Below are 22,658 nucleotides of genomic sequence, written 5' to 3'. Positions count from 1 at the left end.
GATTACCTAGTGGCTCATACGGTTCTGTAACCAACCGCGAGCTTCGCCAAGAATATATAACGATCCACACACAACAATGATATCTCCATCTTGTGTCGATTGTAATGCTAAATCAAGAGCACTGCTCACAGAACCTTCTGTCTGTGCCACTACCCCTTTCACACATTGCCGAACGGTTTCTACCAATTTCTCTGGCACCTCTGTACGTGGTGTTGGTGCAGCCACTGCAATGACTGTATCTTTTGGTTTTACAACTTCATGAATAATACCCATTTCATCCTTATCTGACAAAATAGCCATCACCATTGTTTTTGGCGTATCTCCAAATAATTCATGGTAAGTCATACCGAAAGATTCTGCGCCGGCTGCATTGTGGGCACCATCAAATATAAATGTTCGATCCAACGTTTTTTTAATCTCAAAACGACCAGCCCAAGTGGCACGGGCAAAGCCTTCGCGCATTGTTTCTTCACTAATAGCATCATCATGTTCCATAACTAGGCGTACAGCTTGTAATGCACAAGCCAAATTGACAGATTGATGAATCCCAGCCATCGTTGTAAATAACATAGCAGGCGGTGCGCCAATAGCACTGACCGTAATCAATTGCCCACCAGGCACTACACTACGGCTATCGATACCAAACTTTTTGTTAAACACATATAATGGTGCATGTTTTTCTTCAGCTGTCTCTTCAATGACCTTTAATGGTCCTTCTTGAGCCGCCGTTACAACAGGAACACCTTCTTTTATAATGCCCGCCTTATGCTTGGCAATCTCTTCAACCGTATTGCCACAATACGCTTGATGATCAAGGGTAACATTAGTAATAACGGAAACCACTGGTGTCACAACATTCGTTGAATCCAGTAATCCACCCAAGCCAGCTTCTACAACAGCATAGTCTACACCTTGTTCTTTAAAGAATAGGAATGCTGCGGCCGTTAGAATTTCAAATTGCGTAGGTGGCTCTACCCCATCAGCAATAATCTTATCTACGCCTTGTCGAACACAATCGATCAAATTGCCAAAAGCGTCTTTGCTAATTTGAACATCATTAATTTCTATACGCTCCGTATAAGATTCAAGGTGAGGCGATGTAAATCGCCCCACCCGTAATCCACTGGTAAATAGAGCATACGAAATATAGGTTGTTACAGAACCTTTACCATTTGTACCCGTAACATGAATGATTTTATAATCTCGTTCAGGATTCCCCAACGCTTGCAATAATGCACGAATACGCTCTAACCCCGGTTTTATGCCAAAGGATGAAGTATCTTCTAAATACGTTAAGGCTTCTTCGTATGTCATATAAACCTCCTATAAGGTTTTTAAGAATTCTTCACGTTCTAACAACGCTTGTTGTTTTTGTTTATATTCTTCTAGTTTTTCTTTTTCTTTTGCTACAACTGCTTCTGGTGCTTTTGCAAGGAAACCTTGATTGCTCAATTTACCTTCTAATCGTGCAATTTCTTTTTGCATTTGACCTTTTTCTTTTTCGATACGTTCTTTTTCTTTATCTGCATCGATAAGATCCTTCAAGAGAAGATATACTTCCATACCATTTACAACAGTTACGGTTGCATTTTCAGGTTTTGGATCATCAGCACCTAGAATAGTTACCTTTTCAGCCCATGCAAGTGTTACGAAATAATCGCTATGCTCTGCAACGGCCTCAGCAATAGACACATCAGTCGGTGCTACGATAACTTCGGCTTTTTTGCCCAAAGGTACATTCATTTCGGCGCGCATGTTACGAATACCTTTAATAGCATCCATCATGATTTCCATTTGACGTGCAGCCTCTGTAAGATTTGTGAAAGCTAATGCTTCTGGCCATTTAGCAATCACAATGCTTTCACCTTCATGAGGCAAGTGTTGCCAAATATGTTCTGTAACAAATGGCATAAATGGATGCAACAATTCAAGCATATGACGCAAGATTGTTACAAGCAAATATTGTACAGTGCGACGATCGCGTTCATTAGCATCGCTATACAAACGAGGTTTTGCAAGTTCAATGTACCAGTCGCAATAGGTATTCCAAATGAAATCATATACGGAGCTAGCCGCTTCACCAAGCTCAAATTTATCAAGATTTGCAGTAATACTTGCTACGGTTTCATTGTATTTTTCAACAATCCATTTGTCCGCCAATGTTAAATCAGCCTCAGTAGGAACGAAACTTTCATCATAATTCGTCAAATTCATGAGAACGAATTTAGAAGCATTCCAAATTTTATTTGCAAAGTTGCGGTTTGCTTCCACACGTTCCATATAGAAACGCATATCATTGCCCGGTGTATTACCTGTTACAAGTGTAAAGCGCAATGCATCAGCACCATATTCGCCGATTACATCTAATGGATTAATACCATTGCCTAAGGATTTACTCATCTTGCGGCCTTGGCTATCACGTACAAGACCATGAATAAATACATGTTTGAATGGAATTTCATGTTCAAACTCAAGAGCCATGAAAATCATACGAGCAACCCAGAAGAAGATAATATCATAACCAGTTACGAGTACACTTGTTGGATACCATTGTTTAAGCTCTGCTGTATCTTTAGGCCAACCCATGGTAGCAAATGGCCATAAACCAGAACTAAACCATGTATCAAGCACATCTGGATCTTGTGTTACATGTCCATGACAATGAGGGCATTCTGTAATGTCTTCACGGCTAACAATCGTTTCACCACAGTCATCACAATACCATGCTGGAATACGATGGCCCCACCATAATTGACGAGAAATCGTCCAGTCGCGGATGTTTTCGAGCCAATTTACATATGTTTTAGTAAAACGTTCAGGAACGAATTGAACTTCACCATCTTTTACAACCTTCAATGCTGGCTCTGCAAGAGGTTTCATATCTACGAACCATTGTTTAGAAACCATTGGTTCAATAATTGTTTTACAACGGGAACAATGGCCAACCGCATGGTCATGATCTTCGATTTTTTCTAGCAATCCTAATTCATCAAGCTCAGCTACCACTTGTTTACGCGCTTCTTCGCGTGTCATGCCGTTAAATTTACCAGCACCTTCGTTCATTGTCGCATCATTGTTCATAACAACGATGGATTCTAAGTTGTGACGTTGACCCATTTCAAAGTCGTTAGGGTCATGGGCTGGTGTAATTTTTACACAACCTGTACCAAAGCTTGCATCTACATAGTCATCAGCAATAACAGGAATTTCACGATTAACAAATGGCAAAATTAATGTTTTACCAATTAAATCTTTATAACGGTCGTCTTCAGGATTTACTGCTACCGCTACGTCGCCGAACATTGTTTCAGGACGTGTTGTCGCAACGATAACAAAACGACCTTCTTCACCTTTTACAGGGTATTTAATATGCCATAAATGACCGTGTTCATCTTCGTGTTCTACCTCCACATCAGACAACGCTGTTGCACAACGAGGGCACCAGTTGATGATGCGTTCACCACGATAGATCAAACCTTTTTCATAAAGGCTTACAAATACTTCACGTACTGCATAATAGTATCCTTCATCCAATGTAAAACGTTCACGGCTCCAGTCACAGGATGCACCTAAGCTGCGAATTTGTTTAACAATGGTATCGCCATATTCTTTCTTCCATTTCCAAACGCGTTCTACGAATTTTTCACGACCTAAATCATAGCGAGATTTGCCCTCTTCTTTAGCGAGCATTTCTTCTACCTTGATTTGTGTAGCAATACCAGCATGGTCTGTACCAGGCATCCATAATACATTGTAACCTTGCATACGTTTAAAACGAATCAAGATATCTTGTAATGTATTATCTAGCGCATGCCCCATATGCAACATACCTGTTACATTTGGAGGTGGTAATACAATGCTAAATGGTTCCTTGTCAGTGTCTACTTCTTCATGAAAGTAACCTTGGTTTTCCCAATAGGAATACCATTTACTTTCGATTTCACCAGGATTGTAGGTGGTTAAATTTTCGTAGGTTTTCATCGTTCCTCCTGAAAGTAAGTACTTATCGTTTCATCACTTTAGCTAACACAAAGAGGCTAGTTTCATATAATAATATCATCGGCAATGCAATCATGGTTTGTGAGAACATATCCGGTGTAGGTGAAATTACTGCACCTATAATAAAGGAAAGCAAAATAAATATTTTGCGTTTCTTTTTTAAGAATTGGGATGTAATTAAATTAAAATATCCCATAATGATAATGACCAATGGCAGTTCGAATATAAAGCCGAACGGTAGTACAAAGGCCAATACAAAGTCCATATATTGACCAATGGAAAACATCGGTTGCAATTCATCGGTGGCAAAGCCCATAAAGAACTTAACCGCAGCAGGCAATACTAAGATATAGGAAAAGAAAATACCTGTTACAAACAACAAAAAGGCTACTGGTAAAATCCAGTTTGATAGATGTTTCTCGCGAACTGTCAATGCTGGTTTCACAAAGAGCCATATTTGATGCAGTATGATAGGCGATGCCAAAATTATGCCGCCTACGATGGATACCTTCATATATGTAAAGAAGGCTTCCGTAGGTCGCATGTAATACAATTTGCCTGCAGGGGCCAATAAAATATCTAATAATACGTCTACATAATAATAGGCAATGCCCGTTCCTATGATAATAGCAACAACCATAATTATAATACGTCTACGAAGTTCTGATAGATGACCTACCAACGATAAATTGGCAGCTTCGTCCATCATCTTTTGTTCCATCTCCGTATATAACGGCTCTGGAGCATCCTCTTCCTGTTCAGTATTTACCACGGCATATTGCTCTTGTTCTGCTTTTTGTGCTTGTTCCCGACGCTTTTGTCGAACTACGCTATCAAATGAAGGTTTCTTTATGGGATATTCGAAATCTTTAGGTTCGAAGGCCTCCATATTATACCTTTCTATCTGCTAAGTTTTGAACAGCTAATACTAAAAACTCTTTGCCATCAAAATCACGTATAGATTGTAATGCAGATAACGCATCATCACAATATTGTTGTGCGACCCGTAATGTATTATCTATACCACCCTGAGCGATAACATAATCGATAATCTCTTGTTCATTACCGCCATGATTAAGGTTCTTAATATCTTGCAACAACTGATTCTGATTGCTTTCATTAACGATACTAAGCAATGGATAGGTTAACAAGCCCTCTCGAAGATCATTCCCCACAGGTTTGCCTGTCGTGTCTGAGGTTTCGCGATAATCCATAATATCATCGGTAATCTGGAACGCCATCCCCAACGCATGACCATATCGTTTTAGGTACATAATTTCATCACTAGACCAGCCACCTAACAGACCCCCTAGTTCCATGCAGCCCTCCATAAAGTCGGCTGTTTTCTTTTGCGTCTTTGTCATATATCGATCTATGCCTTGGTCAATGCGATACACATCTTCCATTTGCATAAATTCACCTTCCACAAGACAGGTGATGATATGAGAAAAGATCTTTAAATATTCCATATGTGGCATTTCGGATACGATACGGAATGCCTTAGCAAATAAATAGTCACCACTTAAAATGGCAACCTTATTGCCTTTGTGCTTATGAATTGTCTCTTCACCGCGACGTATTTCCGCTTGATCTAAGACATCATCATGAATCAACGTCGCTAGGTGTAACATTTCTACAGCTTCTGCAATCTTAATACGTTCCGCCTCTACCGATGTACCCGCATTGGCAATAAGCAAGCATAATTGCGCGCGCAAACGTTTACCGCCGGCCTCGGATAAAGGTCTAATCAGTGTATTAAAATCTTCAGACCCTGTATTAAAGGATGACGCAAGAGCACGTTCAACACCCTCTAAATCAAGAGCGATGCGTTCCATCATCTCTAATTGGTTTGAATTACTCATGCTTCCTCCCCTACTAGTACTTGATTAATTCGTTGCTGCAATAACTCACGGCCCGTATGTTTCAGTGAGCTATACATAATCGGTGGAGAATCAGTTGGATACATGGCTTTAACTTTTGCTAAATTTATTGATTTTTCTTTAGCATTGAGCTTATCTACCTTCGTCACCACGATTTGGAGAGGCACACCGGCCTCAACGAGCCAATCAAACGCCACTTTATCGATAGGCATCTCTGGATGACGCCCATCGATAAGCAAGCATAATAACATTAATCGTTCAGAATGCAATATATAATCAGATATAAATGATGACCACATATTGCGATTATCTTTATTCGTCTTTGCAAAACCATATCCAGGCAAATCCACTAAGAACCAGTGATACCGACGTTCTTCAGTTTCACTAATATCCTCTTTTGATTCAATATCAAAATAGTTTATCGTCTTTGTTTTCCCTGGCTGTCCACTCACAAGAGCAAGGCCACGATAATTACATAAGGAATTAATCAATGAGGATTTGCCCACATTAGAGCGTCCTAAAAAGGCTACTTCTACCGTATCCCCTTCAGGATATTGATCTGCTTTTACACAGGATGTATTATATTTTGCTGCTATAATGCGAGGCCCCTTAATTTCTTTTCTTGTATATTGTGGTTTTGGCCCCATATGTTTTGTGGATTTTTTCTTCTTTTGCATTATACAAGTGCCTTTGCTAAAACTTCATCCATTGTCTTAACAGGTGTGATGATAAGACCTTCTTTTACACTATCTGGTAATTCAGGAATATCCTTTTCATTACCTTTTGGAATTAAAACCTCTTTCACACCGTATAACAATGCTGCCAACAATTTCTCTTTAAGACCGCCAATTGGTAATACGCGGCCACGCAATGTGATTTCACCAGTCATAGCGAGATCAGCGCGCACCTTACGTCCCGTCAAGGCAGATACCATTGCTAATGTCATCGTAATCCCTGCTGAAGGACCATCCTTTGGTGTTGCCCCTTCTGGAAGATGAACGTGAATGTCTAACTTTTTATAGAATTCTTCATCGATTTTCAAGGATTTTGCATTATGACGAATATAGCTCATAGCAGCATGACCGGATTCTTGCATTACTTTACCAAGGCTACCGGTTAGTGCTAGTTTGCCAGTCCCTGCCATTGTTGTCGCTTCACAAGGTAATACTACACCACCTACAGAGGTCCAAGCAAGTCCGTTAACATAGCCCACTTGAGGTTTCTTTTCACGTTCTTGATCGATAAAGATAGGTGCGCCTAAGTATTCGTGTAAATTCTTGACGGAAACCTTCGGAGTTTCAATATCTTGTTCTACTACTTGGTAAGCCATTTTTCGGCATACTTTAGCGATAGTTTTTTCCAAGGTACGAACGCCAGCTTCACGAGTATATTCGGATACAATTTTCTTTAACACTGCATCAGATAATTTAATTTTATTATCTTTTAAACCGTTCTTTTCGATTTGTTTAGGTGCTAAATAGCGCTTAGCGATTTCTAATTTTTCATCTTCCATGTAGCTTGAAAGCTCAATAATTTCCATACGGTCTAATAATGGGCCTGGAATATTAGAGGCCACATTCGCCGTAGTAATCCAGAATACATCGGAGAAATCAAATGGAATTTCAATAAAATGATCGCTAAATGTACTATTTTGTTCCGGATCCAACACTTCTAATAATGCAGAAGATGGATCACCTTTATAATCGGATGCCAATTTATCGATTTCATCAAGCAAGAATACAGGATTACGTGTACCTGCATTTTTAATGCCCTGAATCATACGACCTGGCAATGCGCCAATGTATGTACGACGATGGCCACGAATTTCAGCTTCATCGCGAACACCACCTAAGGATGCGCGTACGAATTTACGATTCATCGCTTTAGCAATAGATGAAGCTAACGATGTTTTACCAACACCAGGAGGTCCTACTAAGCAAAGGATGGAACCGCTATTCTTACCTGTCAATTTGCGAACTGCCAAGAATTCTAAGATACGTTTCTTAACCTTTTCTAAGCCATAATGATCAGCCTCTAAAATATCTTTTGCTTCATTGATATCTAGACGATCATCGGTAACATCGTTCCATGGTAAGCTCAATACCCAGTCAAGATAATTTCTGAGAATGGTCGCTTCAGGCATCATTTGTGGCATGCGGCTATAGCGAGAAATTTCTTTATCGATACGATTGTGAACCTCTTCGCTCAAATTAAGAGCTTTTAATTGTTCTCTTAATTCATCTGCTTCTTCCTCAGGATCGCCCTTATCACCTAATTCATCATGAATGACGCGAATTTTTTCACGCAAGAAATATTCTTTTTGTGTTTTTTCCATAGCTTGACGAACTTGATTGTTGATGGAATTTTCCAAATCAGAAATTTGTAATTCCATATTAAGAATGCCTACAATCATGTTCAATCGTCTTGCAACAGATAATTCTTCTAGTAACTCTTGTCGTTTTGCATTATTAACAGGCAGCATAAATGCTACTTGATCGGCTAGTTCACAAGGGTCACGCAATTCCATAACGCGTGTAACGCCTTCTTCAGTGATTGTTTTAGCTTCATCAGCCCATTCATTGAATTTAGACTGTACTAAACGACGATACGCCTCAAGTTCTACATCATCTTCGAAAATGGATGCTACACGTTCATAGTCCCCTACATAATAAGGATCCATGCTCGTAATGTTCATAACACGAATACGAGTAATACCTTCAACGAGAACACGAACAATACCACCTGGTAAGCGCAACATTTGTTTAATTTTTACAAGTGTACCCATTTGGGCTAAATCATGAACGGTAGGTGCATCTACAGAATCATCCTTTTGGGATACTACTGCCATAATGCGATCTTCGTTCATTGCGGCTTCTACCGCTTTGATGGATTTGTCTCGACCGATATCGAGGTGAATCACGATATTCGGATATACAACCATCCCTCTAAGGGGAACGGTAGGAATACCTACTTCGAGTAAATTCATATGTCCTCCAAGGATTTATATTATGAAAAGAAACTCATTCCTACACAGAAATGAGTTTCTTCGAATTACGATTTCAGCTGGATGTCTTTGTCTGCCTCATTTTTGAGTATAGGTTCACCTGTGCCCTTTACGGCTTCTCTGGTAACTATGCATTTTGCCACATCATCCATAGATGGAACTTCATACATAACATACTTCATTACCTTCTCAATAATGGCACGCAAACCACGAGCACCAGTTTTACGCTGTAATGCTTCATCAGCGATTTCTTCTAATGCATCATCTTCAAATGTTAATTCTACACCATCAAGGGATAGAATTTTTTCATATTGCTTAGTCAATGCATTTTTCGGTTTTGTAAGAATTTGGACCAATGCATCCCGATCTAATAGGTCTAATGTTACCATAACAGGCAAACGACCAATAAATTCAGGAATCAAACCAAATTTCAATAAATCTTCAGGTACAACCTCTTTGAGAATCGCAGATACATCGCGTTCTTCAGCACGTTGTACATCAGCACCAAAACCTAATGTTTTCTTAGCGGTACGTTTTGTAATAACCTTATCCATGCCATCAAATGCGCCACCACAAATAAAGAGAATATTAGTAGTATCGATTTGTAACATTTCTTGATTAGGATGCTTACGACCACCTTGAGGTGGCACCGAAGCAACGGTACCTTCTAAGATTTTTAAAAGTGCTTGTTGCACACCTTCCCCTGACACGTCACGTGTAATGGAAGGATTTTCAGACTTACGGGCAATCTTATCGATTTCATCGATGTAAATAATACCGCGTTCAGCCCGTTCAATATCATAATCGGCGGCTTGAATGAGTTTTAATAGAATATTTTCTACATCTTCCCCTACATAGCCAGCCTCGGTTAAGCTTGTTGCATCTGCAATTGCAAATGGAACCTCTAACATTTTTGCCAATGTTTGAGCCAATAATGTTTTACCACTACCTGTAGGTCCAATAAATAGAACATTGGACTTTTGTAGTTCTACATCATCTACCATATTATCTGTTTGTAGACGTTTGTAGTGATTATATACTGCCACCGCAAGGGAAACTTTAGCATCATCTTGACCAATGACATATTGATCAAGATGAGCTTTAATTTCTTTTGGCGTTGGCAATTCTTTTAATTTAAAGTCTTCTGTACCGATGTCACCAAGTTCATCTTCAATGATGCGTTCACAAACTTCTACGCATTCATCACAGATGTACACATTAGGACCGGCCACTAGTTTTCTTACTTCATCACTTGTGCGTCCGCAAAAGCTACAACGCATAGTATCTTTATCTTTTGCCAATGAGCGCCTCCATTACTTGCTTTCTAGAGTATCGCGAGTTAACACCTCGTCAATCAAACCGTATTCAACGGCATCTTGGGCACTCATGAAGTTATCACGATCAGTATCACGTGCTACCACTTCAATATCTTGGCCACTGCGAGCTGCTAGGATACCATTTAACTCTTCACGCATACGAAGAATTTCACGGGCATGGATTTCGATTTCAGATGCTTGACCTTGTACACCACCCAATGGTTGGTGAATCATAACGCGCGCATGAGGCAATGCAAAGCGTTTTCCCTTTGCACCGGCTGTCAATAATACAGCCCCCATACTTGCAGCAGAGCCTACGCAAATGGTAGACACATCTGGTTTAATATATTGCATCGTGTCATAGATAGCCATACCAGCAGTTACAACACCACCTGGGCTATTAATATATAGATGAATATCTTTATCTGGATCCTCTGCTTCTAGGAAAAGCATTTGGGCAATCACCGCATTTGCAACATTATCATCAATAGGTCCACCTAAAAAGATAATGCGATCCTTTAATAAGCGAGAGTAAATATCATACGAACGTTCACCACGTTCGCCTTGTTCAACTACGATTGGTACATACATATAATCACCTTTTCATGTACCTAGTGAGCAAGCATTATTCTGCTGCTTCTGCACCTTTTGCATTATCGATGATGAATCGAGCTGCTTTTTTGCGAGCTACAGAGCCTGCTAACATAGCTACACGACCTTCTTTTGCAATAATATCCCAAACTTCTTTAGGATCTGCCCCAAAGTTTTGAGCCATAATGAAGATTTCGCGATTCATATCATCTGGAGTTACTTCGATACCTTCAGCAGTTGCAATAGCGTCCAATACTAAATCAGCGCGTACATTTTCAGCTGCGGAATCTTTGTATTCAGTGCGTAAATCTTCGATAGTTTTATTGGAGAATTTCAAGTAGTCATCAAGTTTCAAGCCACGGCCTTCCATGTTCATAGCCAATTCTTGAATCATTTGTTCTACGCGATCGTTAATCATCACTTCTGGAATATCTACAGTTGCATTTTTAACAGCTGCTTGGATCAAATCAGCATTGTAAGTGTCGATGGCACGACGGGATGCTTCTTCTTCCATTTTAGCGCGAAGATCGTTTTTCAATTCTTCAATTGTTTCGTAAGAGCTTGCTTCTTTTGCGAATTCATCGTTCAATTCAGGCAATTCTTTACGTTTAATATCATGGATATGAGTTTTGAATTCTGCTTCTTTACCAGCTAATTCAGCTACAAAGTAGTCTTCTGGGAATGTTACTTTTACAGTTACATCATCACCAGCTTTTGCGCCGATCAATTGATCTTCGAAACCTGGGATGAAGCTACCGGAACCAATTTGTAATGGGTAGGATTTACCTTCGCCACCATCAAATGGTTTACCGTCAACAGAACCAGCAAAATCGATTACTGCGAAGTCGTCTTTTTGAATTGTAGCGCCTTCTTCAGCAACAACCATTTTAGCTTGTTGTTCACGAATATTGTTCAATTGTTCTTCGATTTGTTCATCAGTTACAGTAGCGTCTTGTTTTGTAGCTTCTAAGCCTTTGTAATCGCCAAGTTTAACTTCTGGGCGTTTTGTTACAGTTACTTTGAAGATTAAATCTTTACCTTCTTCGAATTGTACGCGTTCTGTTTCTGGATCAGATACAGGAACGATATCATTTTCACGAAGAGCAGCACTATAGTTTTGGCTAGCCAATACGTCAAATGCTTCTTCCAAGATAGCTTCTTTACCAAAGTTCATTTCCAATACACGACGAGGTGCATGGCCTTTACGGAAGCCAGGAATGTTTACTTGATTTGCAATGCGTTTTACCGCTTGTTTGATACCTTTGTCTACTTCTGCTGCAGGTACTTCGATAGTTAAAGTTACTACGTGTTGATCAACAGGATTTACAGTTGCTTTCATTAAAATATGTCCTCCTTGAAGGGCAAACGCCCAAATTTCTGTAGTATATTATGCACTCCTTATAATATCATAAATGAAAATTCAATGCAATTCTTAGCATTATAAGGAAACAGCCACTCATAGGGAGTGGCTGTTTAGTATTGCATATATGTAAATAATTAGTTATCTTTTGCAATCAATTTAATGATATCACGACGAGATAAAATGCCAATCAAACGGTACTCTTTATCTACAACAGGGACATTTTTCAAATGTTGATCAAGCATAACGGATACAATTTCTTCTACATCTTTATCTGGTGTTGTAGTAATAACATCGCTAGTCATCAATTCATATACGTGGGATGCTAACAATTTTTTGAATTGTGCATTATATTCACCAATACCATTGTAATAGATACTAGCGCCCAAAACATTTACATAATGAGGTACATGAGGGCGAACCTTTTTGTATAACAAGTCACCTTCTGAAATAATACCTAACAATATATTTTCTTCATCCACTACAGAAACAGCTGTTAAATTATATTTAACTAATAAGTCTGCTACATCAGAAATAGGAGCATCTTTACCAACTGTAACAGGATATTTATTCATTACGTCTTGGATTTTCATAGGGAATTCCTCCTTCATATAACTTTACTCTTTATTATACTATTCGACCTTAGAGTTGAAAACTCCTTTTTCATAAATTGTATATAAATAATATTTAGTTAAGTATATCACCAGTGGTATGGTTCATTGCGATTTATCTTAGCACTGCGGTAAATCTGTTCTACTAACAACAATCGAACCATTTGATGAGTAAAGGTCATAGGGCTAAAGGATAACTTAAATTTTACAGAACGGCGCAATTCATCACTAACGCCAAAGGCACCGCCTATGATAAAGACCATATCACTGATGCCGTCCACCTCTAATTTAGATACCATAGAGGCCAAATTTTCAGAAGATATCGTTTTACCATATACATCTAGCAATACGGTGTATGCCGATTTAGGGACGGCCTTTAACAACCGCTGTCCCTCTTCTACGACTACTTGTTTACGGTCCGCATCACTGGGCTTATCCCCTATTTTACTTTCATTCAATTCAGTAATTGTAACGCCTCCATAGGGGCGCATACGTTTTACAAATTTGGCCACACCTTCACGAAGGTAAGCCTCTTTTAATTTACCAATACAGATTACATGAAACTTCATACAAGATGTACCTCTAATTTTTATGAACAGACTGCATGGATACTATTTCGTTAGGTTGGCCATGCTGTAATTTCATTTCCGGTCCAATTTTTACGCCCCCATCGACGAGCATTTGACCAATCGTCTGCGTTACGAGGACAGGGTTATTATTATTTTCAGAGCGATGTGCCAAAATGACCTGCATAAAATCAGGTCGTTTCATCATGAGTAAGGCCTGTGCAGCCATTTCGTTACTCAAATGACCTTCATCACTGGCTACGCGTTGCTTTAAAAATGGTTGATACGGTCCAAAACGCAACATTTGAGGATCATAATTGGCCTCCAAGACTAGCAATGTGCTGTCATCTAATCGGTGCAATATAGTATCCGTAATCACCCCCGTATCGGTGACAACTGTTGCCTTGTCTTTACCGGAAAATACATTGATGCCTATAGGATCTGCCGCATCATGACTAACACTAAAGGGTTCCACCGTAAGATTTCCAAGCTCCAAACTCCCCTTTGTCAATTCCACCAGTTGATGTTTTGGAACGATTAACTTATCTTGGATTTCACGCCACGTGCCTTGCTTAGTATATACAGGAATATCAAAACGCTTTAATAGTTGTTGTAGCCCCGCAATATGGTCGGTATGCTCGTGGCTAATAAATATTCCCTCAACCTGACTCATATCGATATGTAATTCTTTCAGCCCATTAACGATGCGCCGGCAACTAATACCCACATCATGTAATATAACAGAATTTCCTTTTTTTATAACTGTACAATTACCCTTGCTACCGCTGGCAAGAACATGGACCTCTAAAGGTGAGGTTTCACTCATTAAACTACTCCATATAATTAATTATTTCTATTGGTGAAAGTCTTTCAATCACCGTACGATTGCGTTAGTGAAAGCCCAACTTTCACAACTATTATTGTTTCAATTGTGACAGTTCTTCTAATCGATTAACAAAATATGCCATATTCGACTCAAGATCTGGTCCACGACGGAACATATCGCCTCCAACGAGGAACATCGTATCATTTCCGTACAACTCGACTAATTCTGTAAGGCGCGCATCAGTCACGCCACCACCAGGAGCCGGACAGCCTGCTTTCACCAATCCTACAGGATGTTTAATATACGCGGAAATACGCTTACATTGCTCTTGGGTAAAAGTAAAGCGCCCTCCATAGGATACAAAAACCATCATATCAGCGCCAAATAGGCGAGGCAAGAATCCCAACTGTAAATAGTCGGCAATGCCGGATACACCAGGGCTCACAAAGCCACCAGAATAGGCAGGATGGTGAATAATCGGCAAGCGCAATTTTTCATCGGTAGCCAATTTATGTAACCAACCAGAGCCCACTAAACCTGTGGCTACCATAAGGGCCGTAGCACCCGCCTCTTTAGCGAAATAAGCACGTTCTAATACGTCTGTGCCATCACCAGACACATTAGCTGCATATAATGCGTGTTTTCCATGCGCTTCATTCATCTCACGCACCGCAGCAGCACATCGTCTTACACGATCCTTAAACTGCGAAAAGGATTGGTTCGTAATGCCATGATCATCCTTGATAACATCAACACCACCACGCGTATACGCTGCACACATGCGAGCTAGTTCTTCATTAGGCGTTCCCATAGGTTTAATTACAGCTTGAATCATCGGTCTTGTAGGCGTTTCAACCAATCTACGAATACCATGCAATCCAAATCGTGGACCTTTGAATACGTCAAATAATGTAGGACATAGTTCTATGTCTACCACCCAAATATGAGGTTGTAACGATGAGTTACCAAATACAACATTTAAAAATTGCGTTGCTTCTAATGCGGTAGTATCTACATGATATGAAATGCGAGCTAGATAATACCGAGAAGCATCAATCACTACATTAGGCATCACTCCCACAGTTGCATATGCGGAATCTGGCGCCATCGGTTCGAGAGATTCCAATCGACCGGTAATTGTATTTTTAATATATGGATCAGTTACAAATTCATAAGGAAATTCAATCGTTTGTTCTACTTGAACAGCCCAAGCAATAGACTTTGCGTCTTCATATGTGTCGGCTTCAATTCGGTAGGTAACTATAAATCGCTCGTCCTTCATAATGCGTCTCCTTTGCAATAACATTATTTAATTATATACCAAAGCAGTACACCTTTCCATAAATAGATACAAAAAAGACTATAGCGATGTCACATCCATCGCTATAGTCTTTATATAATATGAAGTTGTTATGCGTTAGCTAAAGTTTTACCCAATTCTTGGCATTGTGCGTTGCCGTCATCATCTGGTTCACCCAAGATTGCCACACCGTCAGCTACTAATTCGCCGCCAGCATCTTTAATGCGAGTGCCCCAGTCTTCTAACCAAGTGCCACCCCAACCATAGGAGCCAAAGATTGCTACTTTTTTACCACTCAATTTACCTTCTAATTCAGTGTAGAATGGTTCGAATTCGCCTTCTTCTAATTGTTCAGCACCCATGTCAGCGCAACCAAGAGCCAATTTATCGTAAGCTGCTGCTTCATCAACAGATACTTCAGAAACGGATTTTACTTCTACGTCTTGACCTGCAGCTTTGATACCTTCAGCTACTTCATAAGCCATTCTTTCTGTATTGCCTGTACCGGACCAAAAAATTACACCAATCATCTTGTACCTCCTAGGCCGTTCTTGCGACCAATGAACTAAATGTTTTTCCCAACATCAATTGAGTTTGACAAAATTCACGACATGCTTTGTAACATAGGAAAGAGCGTTGTGCATCTACTACATCGTGGTAAACCTTCCATTCACCACACATAGAATATCCATTACCGCGACGAGAAATAAAATACTTCACATCCATTAATGGATATCCAAGGAACACACCAATTTCATGAGGGAAATCAACGCTTGATTCCATACGATATCGCAAATGTTCAAGCATCTCCATAATGCTCATACTATCTTGATAACCGTAGGCTTTCAAAAATGTCATCACCGCAGGTTGCCGTACATAGTCTCGTAATTGTGTTTCACGGAACACCAATAATAGTCTACGTGCTTTACAGCGACATAATTCAAAGAAGAATAAACCCTTTTCATTAAACTCTTTATTATATTCAGTCAAAACGAATTGGATTTGTTCATTCATGTCCCGTGGAATAGAAACCAAATTCGAGACCTTAATGCCTCGAATTGCCGGTGCACAATGAAATCCAATGATATTGTCAATTGAATCCATCATAGTCGTACCTGCCTGTTGCATATCTATATAGAATCCGCCTCATTACTTGAGATTGATTACTATATACACATAGTACTCTCGATGAGAAATATTGTCAAGATAATTGATAATTTATTTCAATAATTATTTATTATTTACCCGTTAACAAGTTGCCCACACGAGGAAATACCTTAGCATCACTTTCTTCATCTATAGCGATAAATCGCACACTAGGGCCCTCGTATTTACTTTCAGAAACAGCAATATGAAGAATCTCATTATAAGAATTATTATTATCTTTACTTGTATATTTTAGTGCACCTACATATGTTTTATTATGCTTAGCCAAAGGTGTCACCACTTGGTATTGGCCTAGCTCAGCAGCTTTACCTCCATTGATAGACGCCACCAAATTACCGACATCACTGGCATCAGTGCTCACATGCTTGGTGTTAACAAGATTATGTTTACCACCTACGACCACATTCGCAAATACAGCGTAATTCATTTCATTTTCTCGTTTTACGTTAAGCGTATATACCTCGGCACGGCTGGCACCAGCTTGCATAAGAGCCGTTTTTACATCGGTTTTACCTGCACCGGCGAACAAAGCCTTTGGCGCATTGGCATAAATCGTAACACCTTCGTTAAGTTTCATACCATTATACGTTCCATATGCAGCGGCATATTTACTAGCATTAATATTAGCCGCATCAACAAGTACAGGTGTGCTCATCGCTACAACACCAGCGAGAGCTAAAGCTATCATTGATTTCATAGTTTTCTCCTAAACAAAACCGCCCCTTAAAGGGGCGGTATAATCACAACTATTTCTTTTGTTGTTTTGCCCATGTATCACGTAAACCTACGATGCGGTTTACCACAATATAATCGGCAGTGCTATCCTTATCAGTTACGAAGTAACCTTGACGCAAGAATTGGAATCTATCGCCAGGAACAGTATTAGCAAGGCTTGCTTCACCTTTACTGTGCATAACTTGTAACGATTCATGATTAAAATCAGCTAAGAAGTCTTTACCATCAGATTCTTCTTTAAGCAAGTAGTCATATAAACGAGTTTCAATATCTACAGCCGTAGAAGCTTCAACCCAATGCAATGTACCCTTTACCTTACGTGTGCAACCACTGCCGCTCTTCGTTTCAGGGTCATAGGTACAATGGATTTCGGTAATGGTACCGTTTTCATCCTTTACAACAGATTGGCAAGTAATGAAATAAGCGCCTTTTAAGCGTACTTCTTTTCCCGGAGCCAAGCGGAAGAATTTCTTAACCGGTTCTTCCATAAAGTCGGCGCGCTCAATATAAATTTCGCGACCAAACATAACTTCTCGAGTACCGAGTTCTTCATTTTCTGGATTATTTTCAACCACACAAGGTTCTGTTTGACCTTCTGGATAATTATCGATAATAACCTTAACAGGGTCGATGACAACCATTGGACGTGGAGCTTTTAATTTCAAATCTTCACGAATACAGAATTCAAGCAATGCAATATCTACAGTGCTATCAGCCTTAGCTACGCCAATGCGGTCGCAGAAATCACGGATGGCTTCTGGTGTATAGCCACGACGGCGCAAGCCAGAAATGGTAGGCATACGAGGATCATCCCAACCGGATACGAGGCCAGCCTCTACAAGAGCACGTAATTTGCGTTTAGACATAACCATTTTTGTTACATTTAAACGAGCGAACTCGATTTGGCGAGGTTTTTCAGTATCTTCCCAATCTTCGAGAACCCAATTATACAATGGACGATGCACTTCAAATTCCAATGTACATACGGAATGGGTAATGCGTTCAATAGCATCCTCGATAGGATGTGCAAAGTCGTACATTGGATAAATGCTCCATTCAGATCCTGTACGGTGATGCGCTGCATTTACAATACGATACAATACAGGATCGCGCATGACGATATTAGGATCCGCCATATCAATTTTAGCGCGTAATACCTTTTCGCCATCCTTGTATTTCCCCTCTTTCATTTCTTCAAAGAGTTTTAAATTTTCTTCTACAGAGCGATCGCGATATGGGCTATTCGTACCAGGTGTAGAGAAATCGCCACGCGTTTGACGAATTTCTTCTGCTGTTTGATCATCTACATAAGCCTTACCCAAAGTGATAAGCTTTTTAGCATAATCATACATTTTACCAAAGTAATCAGATGCATACCGTACGTCGCCATCCCAATGGAATCCAAGCCATTCCACGTCTTCCTTAATGGAATTTACATATTCCACATCTTCCTTTTCTGGATTTGTGTCATCAAAGCGCAAATTGGTTAAGCCCTTGTATTCTTCGCCTAAGCCAAAGTTAAGGCAAATGGACTTAGCATGGCCGATATGTAAATACCCATTTGGTTCTGGTGGGAATCGCGTATGTACACGGCCACCGTATACGCCCTCTTCATTATCTTTATTTATTTCAGCTTCGATAAAGTTAATGGATACAACTTCTTCAGGAGCTACAGTTTGTTCAGTATCTTTATGTTCCAACGTTACAACCTCCATACGATAAATATTCTTTTATTTTACCATATTTTATATAGGACCGCACATTTTATAATTCACCTCTTCATTAACACATGTTTGTAGAGGTTTTTTATGAACACCAGCAATGATATTATTCGCTGTCAACATGGACATATCATATCGCGTCCGATCTGTATACGAACCAATATGAGGAACAATTAAACAGTTATCAATGGACAACAATGGATGATCTGCTGGTAGTGGTTCTGGATCAGTTACATCAAGTGCCGCATAATCGATTTCACCAGTTTTAAGAGCATCGATGAGTGCATCTGTATCAACGATAGCACCGCGACCTACATTGACGAACAATGCGGTCTTTTTCATTTTCTTAAAAAACTCGGCATCGCACATATGATACGTTTCATCCGTAAGTGGCGCCATGATACATACCACATCACTCGTAGCAAGTAACTCATCTAATTCCATATATGTTGTTCTATACAATTTATCATCATTACGTTGATGTCGATTATGATATACAACGGTCATACCAAAGGCGCGAGCACGTCGAGAAATGGAAACACCGATGGCGCCCATACCAATGATACCCAATGTGCGGCGACTCAAATCAAAGCCCTTAATATTAGAAGGACGCTCAGCCCAACGGCCATTTTTTACAAAAATTGCATTTTCAATAATGCGACGACTGGCCGTAGCAATCAATGTGAAAGCGAGTTCTGCTACGGTTTCGTTGAGAACACCTGGCGTATTGCCATAAGGAATGCCCGCCGCCGTAAGTTCATCAATCTTTACATTGTCATAGCCTACTGAGGCTTGTGCAATGACCTTTAAATTAGGCGCATCTTTCACAAGGTCCGCATCAACCGATATGGAATTAATAGACCACAAACCATCAGCATCGCGTAACCATTCTTTTAAAACCTCTCTAGGCATTTTAGTTTTTTCCGTCCACTGACGTACGTCAACATGTTCTTGTAAATAAGCAATAGCATCACGTCGCACTAAGCCAGGTACCACTACTAATGGTTTACGTTCCATAATCATTTCATCCCTTCTCTATATATTCTTAAATGCTGTAACAACATATCATTTACAACGAAAACTATATGTATCTATATTGTATCCTATAATTGGAAATTTACCAAAACTCAGGGCTAAGTTACAACAAAAAAGAGTTCTAAAAGCATTATGCTTCTAGAACTCTTTCTTAGTGTGTTGATTATTTTAAATCAGATGTACAGTTAGGACATTTAACCGCATCAATATTGATTTCTGTTTTACAGAATGGACATTCTTTTGTAGTCGCTGGTGCTTCTTCAGCTTCTTTCTTAGCACTTTGCATTAGCTTCGTCAACGCGCGAATCATTAAGAATACAACAAATGCTAAGATTAAGAATTGAATAAGGTCAGTAATGAATGTACCATAAGGCAATACAGCACCAGCAGAGCGAGCTGTTGCAATATCAGCACCATTTACAAATGCCTCTTTAGACGCTTCACTTAATGGCAAATATAGATTGCTAAAATCAATACCACCAGTGAACACACTGATTAATGGCATGAACAAATTGCTAACTACAGAATTCACTAATGCTGTGAAAGCTGCACCAATAATCATACCTACAGCGAGGTCCATCATGTTCCCTTTGAAAGCGAACTCTTTAAACTCTTTGATAAATTCCTTCATGTTTAACTCCTACTCACACTTAAAACCGTTCGGAAAAATTAACCTCATTAATCATAAAAGAAAACTACATCTATGTCAAGATTTTTCGATATAGTTTATTGAAAGTTTTTAATATACTTATCATCCTATTTTCATAATAGATGATTCTAGAGATAAGACTTTAGCCCGTTCAATAACCGCAATAAAGGCTGGCGGAATCATATGATCAGGTATATAATAGGCAATTCTGCGCCCTACAATCACACCTTTATTGCTATAAAACCAAGAGAAATAGTACGTCAATAATGTATCTATATCCTTTGCCTTGATATTTTTCAAACATCGTTGTACCACTTGATGATCATCAAGTCCCAACTTGGCAAAACCGCGGCGCGCCATATCCTTTGTTACCATACCACGCCCTGTATCAATAAGATCTTGAATAATGGCATCCAATATATCCCGATGATGATGTCGAATCAAATGGGATACTACATCCATTTCAAAACAGATTTCATTTGTGTAAAAGACATTAACATGAGACTTGCTATGCTTATCCATTACATCTCGGTCATAAAGTGCCACCGTTGGAATAGCAAAGCTTTTAAATAATTTATGAAGTTTACTAATAGAAGATTCCCCACGTGCATTGATAAGACATATACCAAAATAATCAAAATCTACATTTAATTTTTTAGCGATACCTGCAAAACTACCATACTCAGTTTCCCCTTCCACCAAGATGATACAACGTGCATAGAGGGCTTCCTTTGCTTCAGGAAAATGCATAATCAAATGTTTCTCTACTTCGCGAGCAAATTTAAATGTCACCCCGCAAGCAGCGCGAACGAGCCCCATCTCATCACGATACATGCGTATAATATGACGATAATCATCTACCAATGCATCGGTACTATGAGTTACCACAAACAATTGACCTAATAGGCCATCAATTTGAAATAACTGTTTAATTAATGCTAAAAATTCAGCATTTTCATTGGTCGCAATTTGACGATAATAGTTTAATACGGCTCGTTGCAAATAAGGACTCAAATGTAGTTCTGGTTCATCGACACTGATAAATACCGGTAAATATCGACGGCCTTCACTGTCATACACGAGCAATGATTCTAAATTGGAGGATGCACTGTGCACCTTCATGTAAATTTGAGCCAAAATCTTTAGCGCTACCGCCATGATAAGGCGTACATTATCTATGGAATACTTGCGTATTAAATTTGCCTCTGTAGAGGATGTTAACAATTCCACAAGGCGCTGTATATTAAGAACACATTCGGGATCAAGCCCCACTCTTACATTGATAAAGCTATCTAATGCGATGGCATCATCTGATGTCAATCCAGTCTTAGGCAGATAGGTAACAAGCTGTTTCCCCAGTTCCATATACACCGATGTAGGAATGGAATAAAGTTCCGCCTCCGATGTATCGCGATGACACATATATATTGTATGGCGCAACATAGACAATGGTACCGGTGTGAATTTCTCTCCATCCAGCTTATAGAGTCGTGGATATACCTCTTGTACCACTTGTTCAAGGCGTAGATATATACCATCTTCTGGACCAATCATATCCTGAAATGATGTAGTGAGCTCAGAAAAAGACATTTTACACTCAATGCGTATTGGTCTATGTACATCAGCAAAGTCACTTTCTTGAAAACCTCGGGCATTCATCATTTGCTCTAAGAGGTCAAGAAAATTGGATTTCCCCACTGCATTTTCGCCTACAAAGTAATTGATATCATTGTGAAAGTGTAGTTCAATATCTACGAGATTACGATAATTCTCAATTTTAATCCACTCCATAAACATAGTCATCACACTCCTACAATATACAAAAAGATGCAACCATACAATAATATTCCTAATTGATGGTCGCATCTTAATTATGCACCAATACTACTTATATAGTA

20 protein-coding genes are annotated in these 22,658 nt (G+C 39.5%); all 20 read right to left on the bottom strand.

Going from position 1 to position 22,658, the window contains the following annotated elements; all coding sequences use genetic code 11:
• Positions 1–6: 6 nt before the first annotated feature.
• On the bottom strand, positions 7–1,314 hold the full coding sequence (locus HMPREF1151_RS07345) for a folylpolyglutamate synthase/dihydrofolate synthase family protein (RefSeq protein WP_009661613.1): 1,308 nt from the start codon (positions 1,312–1,314) through the stop codon (positions 7–9).
• A gap of 9 nt (positions 1,315–1,323) precedes the next feature.
• Entirely contained in the window at positions 1,324–3,981 is a 2,658-nt protein-coding gene (locus tag HMPREF1151_RS07340) for a valine--tRNA ligase (RefSeq protein ID WP_009661609.1), read from the bottom strand.
• Positions 3,982–4,003: 22 nt separating this feature from the next.
• Entirely contained in the window at positions 4,004–4,888 is an 885-nt protein-coding gene (tatC, locus tag HMPREF1151_RS07335; protein ID WP_009661568.1) for a twin-arginine translocase subunit TatC, read from the bottom strand.
• A gap of 1 nt (position 4,889) precedes the next feature.
• Positions 4,890–5,861, bottom strand: coding sequence for a polyprenyl synthetase family protein (locus tag HMPREF1151_RS07330; protein ID WP_005380584.1), 972 nt, complete (start codon positions 5,859–5,861; stop codon positions 4,890–4,892).
• Positions 5,858–6,556 carry a ribosome biogenesis GTP-binding protein YihA/YsxC gene (yihA, locus tag HMPREF1151_RS07325; RefSeq protein ID WP_009661550.1) on the bottom strand — a complete coding sequence of 233 codons (699 nt, stop codon included), beginning with the start codon at positions 6,554–6,556 and terminating at the stop codon, positions 5,858–5,860. Before yihA ends, HMPREF1151_RS07330 begins: the two co-directional genes overlap by 4 nt.
• On the bottom strand, positions 6,556–8,865 hold the full coding sequence (gene lon / locus HMPREF1151_RS07320) for an endopeptidase La (RefSeq protein ID WP_005380575.1): 2,310 nt from the start codon (positions 8,863–8,865) through the stop codon (positions 6,556–6,558). The genes yihA and lon overlap by 1 nt, the downstream gene beginning before the upstream one ends.
• A 65-nt stretch (positions 8,866–8,930) precedes the next feature.
• Positions 8,931–10,184, bottom strand: a complete 1,254-nt coding sequence (gene clpX / locus HMPREF1151_RS07315) for an ATP-dependent protease ATP-binding subunit ClpX (protein WP_005380648.1) — start codon at positions 10,182–10,184, stop codon at positions 8,931–8,933.
• Positions 10,185–10,196: 12 nt separating this feature from the next.
• Complete coding sequence (gene clpP, locus HMPREF1151_RS07310; RefSeq protein WP_005377316.1) at positions 10,197–10,790, bottom strand: ATP-dependent Clp endopeptidase proteolytic subunit ClpP; 594 nt, start codon at positions 10,788–10,790, stop codon at positions 10,197–10,199.
• Between the two features lie 34 nt (positions 10,791–10,824).
• Positions 10,825–12,129 (bottom strand): trigger factor, encoded by a 1,305-nt coding sequence (tig, locus tag HMPREF1151_RS07305; protein WP_005377404.1) that lies wholly within the window; start codon positions 12,127–12,129, stop codon positions 10,825–10,827.
• 158 nt (positions 12,130–12,287) lie between these two features.
• Positions 12,288–12,743 (bottom strand): CBS domain-containing protein, encoded by a 456-nt coding sequence (locus tag HMPREF1151_RS07300; protein WP_009661584.1) that lies wholly within the window; start codon positions 12,741–12,743, stop codon positions 12,288–12,290.
• A 107-nt stretch (positions 12,744–12,850) separates the two neighbouring features.
• Entirely contained in the window at positions 12,851–13,330 is a 480-nt protein-coding gene (gene rlmH / locus HMPREF1151_RS07295) for a 23S rRNA (pseudouridine(1915)-N(3))-methyltransferase RlmH (RefSeq protein ID WP_009661554.1), read from the bottom strand.
• Between the two features lie 13 nt (positions 13,331–13,343).
• A complete protein-coding gene (locus tag HMPREF1151_RS07290; RefSeq protein ID WP_009661581.1) occupies positions 13,344–14,153 on the bottom strand; it encodes an MBL fold metallo-hydrolase in 810 nt (269 codons plus the stop codon).
• A gap of 91 nt (positions 14,154–14,244) precedes the next feature.
• The gene (locus HMPREF1151_RS07285; protein WP_009661556.1) at positions 14,245–15,435 is read right to left on the bottom strand and encodes a RuBisCO large subunit C-terminal-like domain-containing protein; all 1,191 of its coding nucleotides are present in this window, start codon (positions 15,433–15,435) and stop codon (positions 14,245–14,247) included.
• Between the two features lie 128 nt (positions 15,436–15,563).
• The gene (locus HMPREF1151_RS07280; protein WP_005377355.1) at positions 15,564–15,983 is read right to left on the bottom strand and encodes a flavodoxin; all 420 of its coding nucleotides are present in this window, start codon (positions 15,981–15,983) and stop codon (positions 15,564–15,566) included.
• Between the two features lie 10 nt (positions 15,984–15,993).
• Complete coding sequence (locus HMPREF1151_RS07275; protein ID WP_009661585.1) at positions 15,994–16,581, bottom strand: DUF3793 family protein; 588 nt, start codon at positions 16,579–16,581, stop codon at positions 15,994–15,996.
• A gap of 109 nt (positions 16,582–16,690) precedes the next feature.
• Positions 16,691–17,317, bottom strand: a complete 627-nt coding sequence (locus tag HMPREF1151_RS07270) for a hypothetical protein (protein WP_009661588.1) — start codon at positions 17,315–17,317, stop codon at positions 16,691–16,693.
• Positions 17,318–17,366: 49 nt separating this feature from the next.
• The gene (locus tag HMPREF1151_RS07265) at positions 17,367–19,055 is read right to left on the bottom strand and encodes a glutamine--tRNA ligase/YqeY domain fusion protein (protein ID WP_009661621.1); all 1,689 of its coding nucleotides are present in this window, start codon (positions 19,053–19,055) and stop codon (positions 17,367–17,369) included.
• A 45-nt stretch (positions 19,056–19,100) separates the two neighbouring features.
• Positions 19,101–20,093 (bottom strand): D-glycerate dehydrogenase, encoded by a 993-nt coding sequence (locus HMPREF1151_RS07260; protein WP_038141507.1) that lies wholly within the window; start codon positions 20,091–20,093, stop codon positions 19,101–19,103.
• 181 nt (positions 20,094–20,274) lie between these two features.
• The gene (gene mscL / locus HMPREF1151_RS07255; RefSeq protein WP_005377370.1) at positions 20,275–20,742 is read right to left on the bottom strand and encodes a large conductance mechanosensitive channel protein MscL; all 468 of its coding nucleotides are present in this window, start codon (positions 20,740–20,742) and stop codon (positions 20,275–20,277) included.
• A gap of 120 nt (positions 20,743–20,862) precedes the next feature.
• Positions 20,863–22,557, bottom strand: coding sequence for an ATP-dependent endonuclease (locus HMPREF1151_RS07250; protein ID WP_009661557.1), 1,695 nt, complete (start codon positions 22,555–22,557; stop codon positions 20,863–20,865).
• Positions 22,558–22,658 lie beyond the last annotated feature (101 nt).

Source organism: Veillonella sp. ACP1 (assembly GCF_000286635.1).
In the GTDB taxonomy this organism is placed as follows: domain Bacteria; phylum Bacillota; class Negativicutes; order Veillonellales; family Veillonellaceae; genus Veillonella; species Veillonella atypica.
Note: the sequence above shows the minus strand (reverse complement) of the source record. Positions and strands in the feature narration are given on the sequence as shown.